Origin of the sequence: Nakamurella deserti (assembly GCF_003260015.1) — a bacterium.
GTDB classification, from domain to species: domain Bacteria; phylum Actinomycetota; class Actinomycetes; order Mycobacteriales; family Nakamurellaceae; genus Nakamurella; species Nakamurella deserti.
The window spans coordinates 2,102,332-2,116,402 of record NZ_QCXS01000002.1 but is presented as its reverse complement, the minus strand read 5'-3'; the positions used below and the strand labels follow the sequence as shown (position 1 = coordinate 2,116,402).

The 14,071-nt window shown below is 71.2% G+C and carries 12 protein-coding genes; 9 read left to right on the top strand and 3 right to left on the bottom strand.

All coding sequences use genetic code 11. The features are described from left to right. Nucleotides 1-18 precede the first annotated feature (18 nt). Nucleotides 19-354 carry a co-chaperone GroES gene (gene groES / locus DB033_RS09630; RefSeq protein WP_111766482.1) on the top strand — a complete coding sequence of 112 codons (336 nt, stop codon included), beginning with the start codon at nt 19-21 and terminating at the stop codon, nt 352-354. A gap of 163 nt (nt 355-517) precedes the next feature. Next, entirely contained in the window at nt 518-2,137 is a 1,620-nt protein-coding gene (gene groL / locus DB033_RS09625) for a chaperonin GroEL (RefSeq protein ID WP_111766481.1), read from the top strand. 783 nt (nt 2,138-2,920) lie between these two features. Here the strand turns inward: groL and DB033_RS09620 are convergent. Beyond that, nucleotides 2,921-3,208, bottom strand: a complete 288-nt coding sequence (locus tag DB033_RS09620; RefSeq protein ID WP_170315509.1) for a WhiB family transcriptional regulator — start codon at nt 3,206-3,208, stop codon at nt 2,921-2,923. A 494-nt stretch (nt 3,209-3,702) separates the two neighbouring features. Here DB033_RS09620 and DB033_RS09615 point away from each other — a divergent pair, with 494 nt between their 5' ends. The 6 genes from DB033_RS09615 (at nt 3,703) to DB033_RS09590 (ending at nt 10,817) form a co-directional block, all read left to right on the top strand. Next, the gene (locus DB033_RS09615) at nt 3,703-4,299 is read left to right on the top strand and encodes a response regulator transcription factor (RefSeq protein ID WP_111766479.1); all 597 of its coding nucleotides are present in this window, start codon (nt 3,703-3,705) and stop codon (nt 4,297-4,299) included. Between the two features lie 891 nt (nt 4,300-5,190). Continuing rightward, entirely contained in the window at nt 5,191-5,778 is a 588-nt protein-coding gene (shbA, locus tag DB033_RS09610; protein ID WP_111766478.1) for an RNA polymerase sigma factor ShbA, read from the top strand. Then, entirely contained in the window at nt 5,775-6,971 is a 1,197-nt protein-coding gene (locus DB033_RS09605; protein WP_111766477.1) for a hypothetical protein, read from the top strand. Before shbA ends, DB033_RS09605 begins: the two co-directional genes overlap by 4 nt. A gap of 145 nt (nt 6,972-7,116) precedes the next feature. Further along, a complete protein-coding gene (guaB, locus tag DB033_RS09600; RefSeq protein ID WP_111766476.1) occupies nt 7,117-8,640 on the top strand; it encodes an IMP dehydrogenase in 1,524 nt (507 codons plus the stop codon). A 39-nt stretch (nt 8,641-8,679) separates the two neighbouring features. Then, nucleotides 8,680-9,819 carry a GuaB3 family IMP dehydrogenase-related protein gene (locus DB033_RS09595; protein ID WP_111767383.1) on the top strand — a complete coding sequence of 380 codons (1,140 nt, stop codon included), beginning with the start codon at nt 8,680-8,682 and terminating at the stop codon, nt 9,817-9,819. A gap of 284 nt (nt 9,820-10,103) precedes the next feature. After that, nucleotides 10,104-10,817, top strand: a complete 714-nt coding sequence (locus tag DB033_RS09590) for a DUF559 domain-containing protein (protein ID WP_111766475.1) — start codon at nt 10,104-10,106, stop codon at nt 10,815-10,817. 52 nt (nt 10,818-10,869) lie between these two features. Here the strand turns inward: DB033_RS09590 and DB033_RS09585 are convergent, their stop codons facing one another. Beyond that, nucleotides 10,870-11,946 carry a magnesium transporter CorA family protein gene (locus DB033_RS09585; RefSeq protein ID WP_111766474.1) on the bottom strand — a complete coding sequence of 359 codons (1,077 nt, stop codon included), beginning with the start codon at nt 11,944-11,946 and terminating at the stop codon, nt 10,870-10,872. Between the two features lie 36 nt (nt 11,947-11,982). Next, on the bottom strand, nt 11,983-12,258 hold the full coding sequence (locus DB033_RS09580) for a DUF4031 domain-containing protein (protein ID WP_111767382.1): 276 nt from the start codon (nt 12,256-12,258) through the stop codon (nt 11,983-11,985). A 252-nt stretch (nt 12,259-12,510) separates the two neighbouring features. Here DB033_RS09580 and guaA point away from each other — a divergent pair, with 252 nt between their 5' ends. Further along, nucleotides 12,511-14,049: a glutamine-hydrolyzing GMP synthase gene (gene guaA, locus DB033_RS09575; protein WP_240615883.1), complete on the top strand. Its 1,539-nt coding sequence runs from the start codon at nt 12,511-12,513 to the stop codon at nt 14,047-14,049. Nucleotides 14,050-14,071: the final 22 nt, after the last annotated feature.

Sequence of the window (14,071 nt, the reverse complement as noted above, 5' to 3'; positions counted from 1 at the left end):
CCCAGCAGTTTTCCGCACATGGCAACCGAAACACCCCAGAAGGGGGACCACATCGTGGCGAGCGTGAAGATCCAGCCGCTCGAGGACAAGATCCTCGTCCAGGCCAACCAGGCCGAGACGACGACCGCCTCCGGCATCGTCATCCCGGACACGGCCAAGGAGAAGCCTCAGGAAGGCACCGTCAAGGCCGTCGGGCCGGGCCGTATCGACGACAAGGGCAACCGCGTCCCCGTCGACGTCGCCGAGGGTGACATCGTCATCTACTCGAAGTACGGCGGCACCGAGGTCAAGTACAGCGGCGAGGAGTACCTGATCCTGTCCGCGCGTGACGTGCTGGCCAAGGTCACCAAGTAGTCCCCGAGCGATGAACCATCGCTGACGTCCTTTCGCCCCGGTGGCCCGTTGATCGGGTCGCCGGGGCGAAATGCGTTGTGCGACAGCACCAGTCATCCCGCGCCGGGCGCCGTGCAGAGCCCTGCACCGCCGGCGCACCCATACAGGAAGAAGCAACCGCCCCATGGCGAAGCAGATCAACTTCGACACCGACGCCCGGCAGGCACTGCTGCGCGGCGTCGATCAGTTGGCCGACGCGGTCAAGGTCACCCTCGGCCCGCGCGGCCGGTACGTCGTCCTGGCCAAGAAGTTCGGCGGCCCGACCGTCACCAACGACGGCGTCACCATCGCCCGCGAGATCGAGCTGGACGACGCCCGGGAGAACCTCGGCGCGCAGCTGGCCAAGACCGCCGCGACCAAGACCAACGACGTCGCCGGTGACGGCACCACCACCGCCACCGTGCTGGCCCAGTCCCTCATCACCGAGGGCCTGAAGAACGTCACCGCCGGCAGCGACCCGCTGGCGCTGCGCACCGGCATCATGGCCGCCGCCGACAAGGTCAGCGACGTGCTGATCTCGTGGGCCACCCCGGTCGCCGGTGACGAGGCGGCCATCGCGCAGGTCGGCACCATCGCCTCCCGCGACGAGACCGTGGGTGCGCTGCTCGGTCAGGCCCTCGTCCGGGTCGGCGCCGACGGCGTCGTCACCGTCGAGGAGGACTCGGCGCCGGGCACCCGGCTCGAGTTCACCGACGGCCTGCAGTTCGACAAGGGCTACATCTCCCCGCACTTCATCACCGACGCGGAGGCCGCCGAGGCGGTCCTGGAGAACCCGGCCGTGCTGCTGGTCCGCGACAAGATCAGCGCGCTCGCCGACCTGCTGCCGATCCTGGAGAAGATCATTGAGCAGAAGCGTCCGCTGCTGATCATCGCCGAGGACGTCGAGGGCGAGGCGCTGTCCACCCTGGCGGTGAACGCCGTCCGCAAGACGTTCGAGGTCGTCGCGGTCAAGGCGCCGTTCTTCGGTGACCGCCGCAAGGCGTTCCTGCAGGACCTGGCGATCAGCCTGGGGGCGGAGGTCATCTCGCCCGAGGTCGGCCTGAAGCTCTCCGAGGCGGGCCTGGAGTCGCTGGGCAGCGCCCGGCGTGTCGTGGTCACCAAGGACGCCACCACGATCGTCGACGGCGGCGGCGACGCCGACGCCGTGGCCGGCCGGGTCAAGCAGATCAAGGCCGAGATCGAGAAGTCGAGCTCGGACTGGGACAAGGAGAAGCTGCAGGAGCGGCTGGCCAAGCTGGGTGGCGGCGTCGCCGTCATCAAGGTCGGCGCGGCCACCGAGACCGAGGCCAAGGAGCGCAAGCACCGCATCGAGGACGCGGTCGCCGCGACCCGCGCAGCTGTCGAGGAGGGCATCATCGCCGGTGGCGGTTCCGCTCTCGTCCACGCCGCCGCGGAGCTGGAGTTCCTCGAGCTGACCGGTGACCAGGCCGTCGGTGCCGACATCGTGCGGCGCGCCCTCACCGCTCCGGCGTTCTGGATCGCCAGCAACGCCGGCGTCGAAGGCGCCGTCGTGGTCGGCAAGATCGCCGAGCTCAAGCGCGGCCACGGGTACAACGCGGCCACCGGTGAGTACGGCGATCTGATCGCCGACGGCGTCATCGACCCGGTCAAGGTGACCCGCTCCGCCGTGGTCAACGCCGCGTCCATCGCCGGCATGGTGCTGACCACCGCCACCACGGTCGTCGACAAGAAGGAAGACGAGCCGGAGACCCACGCACACGGCGGTCACTCGCACAGCCACTGACCGGATCGGGCCTGCGGCCCGCCCGGCTCACCCGCACCCCGCGTTCCCGGCTCCGGCCGGGGCCGCGGGGTGCGGTGTTTCCGGACCCGGTGGCCGCAGGGCGGCCCGGGTGGTCACAGGTGGCCGGCGCGGGTCGCAGGTGGCCGCCGAACGGCCGCCGATCGCCGCTGACCACCGCAGCAGTCCGGAACCAGCCGGTGGTCGCTGCCACCGAGGGTCAGCACGCCGACACGTCGGTCACCCGGATGACCGGCTGGGCGGGGCGAACCCAGGCGATCGGTGCCCAGCGTCACCGATCGGACGCTGCGTCGTCCCATTCGGCCCAGCGGTGTCGCGGCGACTTCGGAACTCGTCAGGGCGCACCCGGAGGAGGTCACACCGTGGCTCAGACGGGGAAATGTTGCACCGAACGGTGCGAGAACGCCGATCTTGGGCCGGATCGAGGGCACAGACACCGTCGGGTGACGCGGTTTCAAGCGCGATGGAGTGACGGCGGCGTTTTCATCAGTTAGGCTGACGGCCATGTTCGCTTCGACCGGTGGCGCTCCCGTACGGGTGCACGTCCGGTCGTCCGTGGACACCGCGGCTCGCCGGACCGGCGGTGCTGGACGCGGCCATCCGCGAACCCGTCGCGCTCGTCCTCCCGCGGTCGCCATGCCGCGCGGGTGGATCGGCGTCGCCCATCCCCTTCAGCTGACGCCGCCCGTCGCCGCGCCGCGGGCGCGGGGCGGGGATCTTTCGCAGGCGGATCGGCCCCCGGATCCGTCACGGGCGCCGTTGCGGTCAGGAGCGCGCGACCGCCAGCGCCTGGAGGTGGTGACGCTCGCCCTCGGACAGCCCGCCCCAGATGCCGTAGGGCTCGTGCACCTCGATCGCGTGCCGACGGCAGGCCAGCATCGCCGGGCACTCCATGCAGACGGCCTTGGCGTTGGCTTCCCGGCGGGCGCGGGCGGGGCCGCGTTCCCCCTCGGGGTGGAAGAAGAACGAACTGGCCATACCCCGGCACGCCGCATCCAGCTGCCAGTCCCACCGGTCCGCATTCGGCCCGGGCAAGCGTCGCGTATCTGCCATTCGACTCACTCCTCTGGTCACGGGGCTGACCGGAGTGGCGCAAGGCGCGCGCAGGACGCGGCACCTCAGCGGCACGCTGGTGCAGAGCCCAGACGTCGTTGTGCAACTGATCGGCAATACGCGGTCCGGCCACCTCTCGGAACGACCCGCACGACTGACCCTAGAGTCCGTGGCCGTCACCATCAAGACCAAGATCAAATCATTTCCGCCGCTGTTCACGAGGGGTCCGGCCGTGACGCCCGGTCCGGTCGGGGACAGGTGCTGAATCGGTTTCCGGTGCGGATTCACCCACCGTCGACCGCCCGTCGCGGTACCGCCGAACGGGTCGGAATGACGGCCGTCGCGATTGCTCTGTCGACGGACCCGGGTTCACCCGGAAATGCCGCCGACGCCACCGCGGAAATGCCGTTCCGCGCCGCCGTCGAACCCCGTGCCGTATCACCCCGTGCTGTCTTCCTCCGTTTGCAGCACATCCCCAGAGAAAGAAGGTTGCAGTGACCAGCGTGTTGATCTGCGACGAACGGCGAAGCGCCCGTGACGGCCTGACCCGTGTGATGGCGGCCCTGCCGTCCATCGGTTCCATCGACTGTGTCGCCGACGGCGACGAGCTGCTCGCCCGGTACGGGCGGGAGAGTGCCGACATCGTGCTCATCGGCACTCAGCGCGCCCTCACCGGCGGCATCGAGGCCACCCGGCGGCTGCTCGCGGTGCACCCCAACGGGGTGGTCATCGTCTTCGGCTCGCCCGACGACACCGCGTCCATCGCCGCCGCCATCGCCTGCGGTGCCCGCGGCTTCCTCCGCTGGGACGCCACCCAGCCGGAGATCATCGCCGCCCTGGCCGACACCGTCTCCTCCCCACGGCTGCCGTCGCCGAGGGCGGCCGACGACAGCCAGGTCAACCTCACCGAGCGCGAGCTGCAGGTGCTGCGCGGGATGAGTCAGGGCCAGTCCAACGGCGAGATCGGCCGGGAGCTGTTCCTGTCCGAGGACACGGTCAAGACCCACGCGCGCCGGTTGTTCCGCAAGCTCGGTGCCCGCGACCGGGCGCAGGCCGTCGCGGTCGGGTTCCGTCGCGGGTTGGTCGCCTGACGCTGGTGGATCGCCTGACGCAGGTCGGTCGTTCGTCGTCGCCCACCGGGCCGGGGGGTCGTCGTCGGGTTTCGGCCGGCGTCGGACGGCGGGCCGTCGGGTGGCGACGACGCCGTCGAGGGTGTCCTGTCGCTCGTGGGGTGGGTCGTCGGGTGCCGTCCGGCGTCGGACGGGACCGTCGGGTGGCGATGACGCTGTCGAGGGTGTCCCGTCGCTCGTGGGGTGGGTCGTCGGGTGCCGTCCGGGGTCTGACGGCAGGCCGACAGGGAGGCGAGACGCCGTCGAGGGCGTCCCGTCACCCGCGGGGTGGTCGTCGGGTGCCGTCCGGCCCGTGACCGTGGGGCCGTCCGGTGGTGACGACGTTGTCGAGGGCCTCCTCTCGCCGGCGCGCCCCCGGGTGGGAGCCGCGCGGCGGCACGCCGGGCCATCGGTGCGGCGGTCCGGTGGCGTCGCCCTCCGCGTGGCGGGTTGCCGCCGGTGTCGCCTCTGTCACAGGGCCGGGCCGCTCCGTCGTCACGACGGGGGAGCGGCGCCGCTCACGGGTCCGCCGGGCTCGTCGGGACGCGCCCGGGCCTCACCGTTCGGGTGTCGGCGCGTCGGCGTCCGTGGCGGATGCGGGACCGCGGGCGGCTGTCGGCGGCTCCCGGTCCATGATCACGATGACCTGCGGTTTCTCCGCCGGCCGTAGCCGGGGGGCGTTCTGCAGATTCGTTCGAACGGGCCAGATCGACGGCGCCGCACTGATACAAAGATCAGGCACAGTTCGCCGGACGTGACCCGACGCCCCTCGGGACCACCCGAAGGAGTGGGGCCGCCGGCGGATCCGCGTGTGACAGAACGCCGACCCGGACCCGGTGTGAACTGGGTGTAACGAGAGAGTGCCCGCAAGCGATGGATCCAGCAGCGGACGAGTTCGACGTCATCGTCGACCGTGCGGTGGCTGGCGACACCGTCGCAGTGGGGGCCCTCCTGGGACGTATCCACCCGATGATCGTCCGCTACTGCCGTGCCCGGCTCTCGGGCGGGCACCGCTCTCTGATGACGGCAGACGACATTGCGCAGGAGGTGTGCATGGCTGTGCTCAACGCCCTGCCCACGTACCGGCGCGAGGGCCGCCCGTTCCTCGCTTTCGTCTACGGCATCGCGTCGAACAAGATCGTCGACGCGCACCGGGCCGCCGGCCGGTCCAAGAGCAACCCGGTCGCCGACTTTCCCGACGTGATCTCGGGCGATCCCAACCCGGAGCAGGTCGCCGTCGACGCCGCGGTGGCCACCCGGATGCACGAGCTGCTCCGGGAGTTGCCGGCCACGCAGCGCGAGATCCTCCTCATGCGGGTCGGTGCCGGCATGTCCGCGGACGAGACCGCCCAGGCCCTGGGTACCTCGGCCGGCGCCGTGCGGGTCGCCCAGCACCGCGCGCTGGCGAAGCTGCGCACCATCGTCGCCGGTGACGACGGACTCGCGGAGCAGCTGCTGTGAGGGACTTCTTCTCGCGGACGCCGAACGACGGCGACGACACCCCCGTGGATCTGGCGCAGGTCCGGGCCGACGACGCCCTCATCGAGGCGCTGCGCGGCACTCCGCTCTTCGACGATCCCGCCGAGGCGCCGACACGCTGGCTGCGGACCGTCGGGGCCGGCGACGTCCCCCCCGGGGCTGACGACGACGCCAACGACGACACCGTCGACGCGAACGAGGATCTCGCCGCTTTCTTGGACCTGCGGGACCCGCAGGAGGTCGCGTCCGACGCCCAGGTGGCCGCCCTACTGCGCTCCTGGCGCGAGGAGCTCGACGCGGTGCCGCTGCCGCCGCCGGTCGACACCCAGATCGCCGCCGCCGTCATCCGCTCCGCGCCGACGCGCCGTCGTTCGGTGCGCCCGGCGATCGCCGTCGCCGCCGCGATCGCCGCGCTGCTGATGGGCTCCACCGCCGTCGGGGCCCGGTCGGCGACCCCCGACAACGCCCTGCTGTGGTCGGTCACCGAGATCCTGTGGTCGGACCGCGCCGCCGAGGTCAAGGCCAGCATCGACGCGCGGCAGGCAATCGATGCCGCCGAGAAGGCCATCGACGCCGGCTACCCGGAGCAGGCCGAGGCGGCGCTCGAGAGCGTCAACGCGGCGCTCACCGGAGCCGACAAGAGCGTGCAGGAAACGCTGCAGTCGGACCTGGACCGCGTCCAGGCCAAGATCGAGTCAAGTCGGGCGTCGTCCTCCGTCACCCCGACGCCGTCGTCGAGCGCTCCCGCCGGTTCCGGGACCGTGCCCACGGTGCCCGCGCCGACTCAGGCTCCGGCTCCGACTCAGGCTCCGGCTCCGGCTCCGGCTCCGAACGACCCGGCCTCGGACGGCGGCGGCGCCGCCCCGACGACGCCCGCGGGCTCCGTCCCGGTCGTGCCCCCGGCCGACCCGACCACGGTGATCGTCCAACCCCCGCCGGTGACGACCGAGGAGCCGGTGACCAGCGTGCCGCCGCCCCCGCCCGTCGATCCGACCACCCCCGTGGAGACGCCGGTCGATCCGCCCGTCGACCCCACGTCGTCCGAGACCACCACCACGTCCCCGCCGCCGGAGGACGAGATACCGCTGACCACCAACATCCGGCCCGACGAGGAGCCGGAAGGCGGCACCAGCAGCAGCGAGCAGCAGCCGGCGGAGGAGCCCAGCGCGGGCTGAGTGCCGGTCTCGACCGCGTGGGCGACGGCACCCGCGCCCGCACCGAACGGCGCGCGCCGGTCATTACCATGGAGCTCACCGCCGCGATGCTTCTTCGCCCGGTCGACCCCGTTGCGGGTAGCGAGTGAAAGGCACACCTGAACCCATGGACACCGAAACCGACCCCACCACCCACGGGGCCGACTACGCCGACAAGTTCGCCCTGATCGGGCTGACCTACGACGACGTGTTGTTGCTGCCCGACGCCTCGGACCTGGTGCCGAGCGAGGCCGACACGACCACCCAACTGACGCGCAACGTCCAGCTGAAGATCCCGCTGGTGTCCAGCGCCATGGACACCGTCACCGAGGCCCGGATGGCCATCGCGATGGCCCGCCAGGGCGGTATCGGGGTGCTGCATCGCAACCTCTCCGCCGAGGACCAGGCCGCCCAGGTCGAGATCGTCAAGCGCTCCGAGGCCGGGATGGTCACCGACCCGGTGACCTGCCGTCCGGATGCGACGCTGTTCGAGGCGGACGCGCTGTGCGCGAAGTTCCGCATCTCCGGCGTCCCGGTCACTGACGGCACCGGCCGGCTGCTGGGCATCATCACCAACCGCGACATGCGCTTCGAGATGGACCGTTCCCGGCCGGTCCGCGAGGTGATGACGCCGATGCCGCTGGTCACCGCGGCCGTCGGGGTCACCGCCGACGCCGCCCTCGGACTGCTGCGCAAGCACAAGATCGAGAAGCTGCCGCTGGTCGACGCCGACGGCCGGCTCCGTGGGCTCATCACCGTCAAGGACTTCGTCAAGACCGAGCAGTACCCGATGGCCACCAAGGACCGCGACGGCCGGCTGCTGGTCGCCGCGGCCGTCGGCGTCGGTGACGACGGCTACAAGCGGGCGATGCACCTGGTCGATGCCGGTATCGACGTCGTCATGGTCGACACCGCGCACGGCCACTCGAACCGCGTCCTGGAGATGGTGGCGCAGCTGCAGAAGGAGGTCGGTCACAAGATCGACATCGTCGGCGGCAACGTGGCCACCCGGGCCGGCGCGCAGGCGCTGGTCGACGCGGGTGCCGACGCGGTCAAGGTCGGCGTCGGACCCGGCTCCATCTGCACCACCCGCATCGTGTCCGGGATCGGTGTCCCGCAGGTCACCGCCATCCACGAGGCGGCCAAGGCGTGCCGTCCGGCGGGCATTCCGGTGATCGGCGACGGCGGGCTGCAGTTCTCCGGTGACATCGCCAAAGCCATTGCGGTGGGCGCGCACTCGGTGATGCTGGGGTCGCTGCTGGCGGGTGTGCAGGAGTCCCCGGGCGAGTTGATCTTCGTCAACGGCAAGCAGTACAAGTCCTACCGCGGCATGGGCTCGCTGGGCGCGATGCAGTCGCGCGGCGACGCGAAGTCCTACTCCAAGGACCGCTACTCGCAGGAGGACGTGCTCAGCGAGGACAAGCTGGTCCCCGAGGGCATCGAGGGCCGGGTGCCCTACCGGGGCCGGCTCGCCGACGTCGCGCACCAGCTCGTCGGCGGACTCCGCGCCGCGATGGGCTACACCGGATCGGCGACCATCGAGCAGCTGCGTGACGCCAAGCTGGTCCGGATCACCTCCGCGGGCCTGAAAGAATCACACCCGCACGACATCACCATCACCTCCGAGGCGCCGAACTACTTCGGCCGCTGAGCGGGTGGCGGTGCCCGCCGATCTGAGGAGATGACCCGCGTGGTGGACAGCGTCGAGATCGGGATGGGCCGCACGGCCCGCAAGAGCTACGGACTCGGCGACGTGTCGATCGTGCCGTCCCGGCGGACCCGCAGCTCCAGCAAGGTCAGCACCTCCTGGCAGATCGACGCCTACCGCTTCGCGCTGCCGATGCTGACGCACCCGTCGGACGCGATCTCCTCGCCGCGGGTGATCAACGAGGTCGGCCGCCTCGGCGGGCTCGGGGTGCTCAACGCCGAGGGACTCTGGGCGCGCTACGCCGACCCGGAGGCGGCACTCGCCCGGATCCTGGAGAAGTCGTCCGACGACGAGGCCGAGGGCCTGCTCGCCGGGTCCGTCGACCTGCTGCAGGAGCTGTACGCCGCACCGGTCGATCCCGACCTGCTGAAGCAGGTCATCGTCGACCTCAAGGCCGCCGGCAACACCGTCGCGGTGCGGGTGTCGCCGCAGAACGCCGCGTCGCTGACGCCGGTCGTCGTCGCCGCCGGCATCGACATGCTGGTCATCCAGGGCACCATCGTGTCCGCCGAGCACGTGGAGAAGGGCGGCGAGCCGCTCAACCTGAAGAGCTTCATCGCCGACCAGGACGTGCCCGTCATCGTCGGTGGCTGCAGCAACTACCAGTCGGCCACCCACCTGATGCGCACCGGAGCCGCCGGCGTGATCGTCGGTTACGGCGCGGGCTCCACGACCACCACCAACGAGGTGCTCGGCATCGACGTGCCGATGGCCACCGCCATCGCCGACGCCGCGGCCGCCCGCCGGTCCTACCTCGACGAGACCGGCGGCCGCTACGTGCACGTCATCGCCGACGGCGATCTGCAGACCTCGGCCGACGTGGTCAAGGCCATCGCCTGCGGGGCCGACGCGGTGATGCTCGGCGAGCAGCTGACCGCCGCCGAGGAGGTGCCCGGTCAGGGCTTCTACTGGGTGTCCGCCGCCTCGCACCCGCAGCTGCCCCGCGGGCACGTGTCCTACTGCGGCGGCGCCGACGTCCCGCTGGAGACCCTGCTACTGGGCCCCGCGTCGACCACCCTCGGCGACACCAACATCTTCGGCGCACTCCGCCGCGCGATGGCCAAGACCGGCTACTCCGACCTCAAGGAGTTCCAGAAGGTGGAGCTCAGCGTCCAGGGCTGAGCACTTTCCTTCCCGAATCGGGTAGCTTTCTGCCCGCTCAGCGGGAACGTGTCCACACAACCGCGTCACTGTGGACAGCGGTCGACGGCTGTCACCGCAAGCGGTCAGTCTGCGACGGTGGATGTTCTGACTCTGCTGGCCGCCCAGGGCGGTCTCATCACCCGACGGCAGGCATTGGCCGCAGGATCGAGCGCCTCACGGATCGGCCGCTCGGTGACCAGTGGCGAGTGGGTGTCGCAGTTCCCGGGGTGTACCGGCACGTCGCGACGGCGCCATCGCCGTCGGTGCGCCTGGAAGCGGCACTGCTGTGGCTCGGACCGACGGCGGTCATCTCCGGTCGGTGGGCGGCCTGGTGGCACGACCTCCGTGAACCGCCGTCCAGTCCCGTCTCGCTGACCGTTCCCCGCGCGTCGTCCGCGTTCCATCATCCCGGGGCGGCCGTTCGACGGCGCGACCTCGACCCGGCGGACGTGTGCGATGTCCGGGGCAAGCGGGTGACGACCCGTGCGCTGACGGCGCTCGAGAGCGTCCGCGTGGAGCGCGGCCCCGATGTGTTCGACCGTGCTCTGCAGCGCTTCGTCAGCGTCCCGGAGATGACGGACGCCCTCAGCAGGTTGGGCGGTGCCACCGGGGTCATCGCTGCCAGGGAGGCATTGCACGACGCTTATGACGGGACGGTGTCGCCGCCGGAACGCGAGTTGGCCGCGGGTCTGCGGCAGGCGGGGCTGACCCAGGTCCGTGCGGGGGTACGGGTGACTGTCGCCGGGCGGTCGTTCTGGCTGGACTTCGCCGTCGTCGGACTCCGTCTCGTCGTGGAAGTCGACGGCGTCGCGGCGCACACGGCGCCCGCCGTGTTCCGGGCTGACCGGGCACGCCAGAACACTCTGGTACGGGCCGGTTGGACGGTCCTGCGGTACACACCCCACGAAATCCGCACGAACCTGGTCGCGGTGGTCTCCGAGATCGCGGCCACCATCGCCGCCCTCGAGATCGGGTAGACAAGTTCCCGCTGGGCGGGCAGAAAGCTACCCGACTCGGGGAGGAAAGTGCTCAGAGCCAGTCGCGGCGTTTGAACAACACGATGAGGGTGCCGACGGCGACGACCATCACCACGAGCGCACCCAGGAATCCGGCCTCGGTGTCGTACCCGGGGTAGGGCACGTTCATCCCCATGAAGCCGGTGATCAGGGTGGGGACGGCGATTAGGGCCGCCCAGCTGGCGAGCTTCTTCATCACCGTGTTGAGCCGGACGTCGGCCAGCGAGAGGTTGGTCTCGATGAGGGTGCTCATCACCTCGCGCAGACCGTCGACGCCCTCGGCGACGTGCGCGACGTGGTCGGCGACGTCGTCGAAGCGGCGGGCTGTGCTGGTCGGCAGCTGACCGGTCAGCCAGTCCGCGCCGTCCTCGACCCCGCCGTCGGCGCCGTCCGTGCGGGCCGCCTTGGCCAGCGCCGTCGTCACGTCCCGCATCGGCACGCCGACCTTGCGCATCAGGGTCAGCGACCGGCGCAGGTGGAAGGAGCGGATCTGCTCGTCGCGGGTCAGCGGCTTGTCCTCGAAGACCCGCTCGGACAGCTCGTCGACCGCGTCGGCGACCTGCTCGTAGATCGCGGCGTACCCGTCCACGATGAGATCGAGCATCTCGTACAGCAGGTGCCCGGCGGTCACCACCCCGGTGCAGCCGCTGACCCGGCGGTCGAAGCCGGTGACGAACGGGTCCGGGTCGGCGATCGTGATCAGCACGCCGTCGCTGACCACGGCCGACACCGGATAGGTGGTCAGCCGGCAGGTCGCCGGGTCGAACGTCCACCCCCGGGTCACCACGACGGCGACGTCACGCCCGACGTCGAGCTTGGCCCGCTCCATCGGCCCGGTCAGGTCCTCCAGCGCCTCGTCGTCCAGGTGCAGCTCGTCGGCCAGTGACGCCAGCTCCGCCCCCTGTCCGCGCTCCAGGTTGGCCCAGGCCACGCCGCGGGCGGCACCGGGTCGCGACCGGCGTTCGTCGATGAGCACCCGCAGCGCGTGCAGGTCCGCGACGTGCTCGGCGGCGCCGCCGTCCCAGCGCAGCGACCAGTGGTGGGCGGGGGTACGGCGGACCGGCGCGGGCCGGTCGACTTCGGCGGTCATCGCCCCATCATCGCCCCGCCACCTGCGAACCGGATGTCAGTTCACCGGCCGGCGGTCGCGGCGCGGCTGCCGGAGCCCGGCCGCGGTGATACGCCGCAGCAGCTCGCGGGAATCGACCGGGACGGCGCCGCCGGCGACCAGCTCGTCGTAGCGCTGGTCGGGCACGTCGTAGTGGTCGTGGTCGAAGCCGCGGGAGGGGATCTCGAAGCGTTCGGCGAACGCGTGCAGCTCCGCGTAGCTGACGTCACTGACCAGATGCGCCCACAGCCGGCCGTGGGCCGGCCAGCGCGGCGGGTCGATGAGCACGGTCACCGTCCCCACGGTAGGCGGCCGGACGCACCGACCGGGCTCGATAGACTCCAACCGCTCCGGTGGACACCGAACAGGCCCGCGCCCGCCGACCCGTCCGGACCACCACTGCGGACCCAGGAAGGCGGCACCCCCGTGGCCGACAGCACCACCGACCCGGTCATCGACCCGGTCGGGACCGACGATCCGGCGCTCGTCGTCGAACCCGCGGCGGAACCGCCGACGGCGGCCGCGGCCGCCGTCGGCGAGCACCCGGTGCTGGTCGTGGACTTCGGCGCGCAGTACGCGCAGCTGATCGCCCGCCGGGTGCGGGAGGCCAACATCTACTCCGAGATCGTGCCCAGCACGATGTCCACGGCCGACATGCTGGCGAAGAACCCGGCCGCCATCGTGCTGTCCGGCGGACCGTCGTCGGTGTACGCGGACGACGCACCGCAGGTCGACGCCGGCCTGTTCGACGCCGACGTCCCCGTCTTCGGCATCTGCTACGGCTTCCAGGCGATGGCCACCGCTCTCGGCGGCCGCGTCGACCGCACCGGCCGCCGTGAGTACGGTGGCACCGCGCTGGACGTCACCGACTCCACGTCGGCGCTGTTCCACGATCTGCCGACTTCACTCAACGTCTGGATGAGCCACGGTGACTCGGTCGCCGAGGCGCCCCCGGGATTCGCCGTCACGGCCAGCACCACCGACACCCCGATCGCCGGCTTCGAGAACCTCGAGCGGCGCCTCGCCGGCGTGCAGTACCACCCCGAGGTGGGGCACTCCGAGCACGGTCAGGAGGTCCTGCGCCGCTTCCTGCACGACGTCGCCGGCCTCGACGGATCGTGGACCGCCGACTCGATCCTGGCCGAGCAGATCGCGCTGATCAGGGAGCAGATCGGCACCAGGAAGGTCATCTGCGGGCTGTCCGGCGGGGTCGACTCCGCGGTCGCCGCGGCGATCGTGCACGCCGCCGTCGGCGACCAGCTGACCTGCGTGTTCGTCGACCACGGACTCCTGCGGGCGGGGGAGCGGGAGCAGGTGCAGCGGGACTACGTCGCCGCCACCGGCATCAAGCTGGTCACCGTCGACGCCGAGCAGCAGTTCCTCGACGCGTTGGCCGGGGTCACCGAACCCGAGACCAAGCGCAAGATCATCGGCCGCGAGTTCATCCGCTCGTTCGAGGACGCGGCCGCGTCGATCGCCGAGGCCGAGGGCGGTGTCGACTTCCTCGTCCAGGGCACCCTCTACCCGGACGTCGTCGAGTCCGGCGGCGGCACCGGTACGGCGACGATCAAGAGCCATCACAACGTCGGCGGGCTTCCCGAGGACCTGAAGTTCGCGCTGGTCGAGCCGCTGCGCAAGCTGTTCAAGGACGAGGTGCGGTTGCTCGGCCGTGAGCTCGGACTCCCGCCGGAGATCGTCGGCCGGCAGCCGTTCCCCGGGCCCGGGCTGGGTATCCGCATCATCGGTGAGGTGACCCACGAACGGCTGGAGATCCTGCGGGCCGCCGACAGCATCGTCCGGGCCGAGCTGACCGCCGCCGGGCTGGACACCGAGATCTGGCAGTGCCCCGTGGTGCTGCTCGCCGACGTGCGTTCCGTCGGGGTACAGGGCGACGGCCGGACCTACGGCCACCCGATCGTGCTGCGCCCGGTGTCCAGTGAGGACGCCATGACCGCCGACTGGTCGCGGCTGCCGTACGACCTGCTGGCCCGTATCTCCAACCGGATCACCGGTGAGGTGCCGGAGGTGAACCGGGTGGTGCTCGACGTGACGAGCAAGCCACCGGGCACCATCGAGTGGGAATGACCTGACGCACGACGAAGGCCCG

Excerpts from the sequence above, each read along its gene's own strand:
- shbA (WP_111766478.1), top strand. The coding sequence starts at position 5,191 with ATGGATCCAGCAGCGGACGAGTTCGACGTCATCGTCGACCGTGCGGTG.
- DB033_RS09585 (WP_111766474.1), bottom strand. The coding sequence starts at position 11,946 with ATGACCGCCGAAGTCGACCGGCCCGCGCCGGTCCGCCGTACCCCCGCC.
- guaB (WP_111766476.1), top strand. The coding sequence starts at position 7,117 with ATGGACACCGAAACCGACCCCACCACCCACGGGGCCGACTACGCCGAC.
- groES (WP_111766482.1), top strand. The coding sequence starts at position 19 with ATGGCAACCGAAACACCCCAGAAGGGGGACCACATCGTGGCGAGCGTG.
- groL (WP_111766481.1), top strand. The coding sequence starts at position 518 with ATGGCGAAGCAGATCAACTTCGACACCGACGCCCGGCAGGCACTGCTG.
- DB033_RS09620 (WP_170315509.1), bottom strand. The coding sequence starts at position 3,208 with ATGGCAGATACGCGACGCTTGCCCGGGCCGAATGCGGACCGGTGGGAC.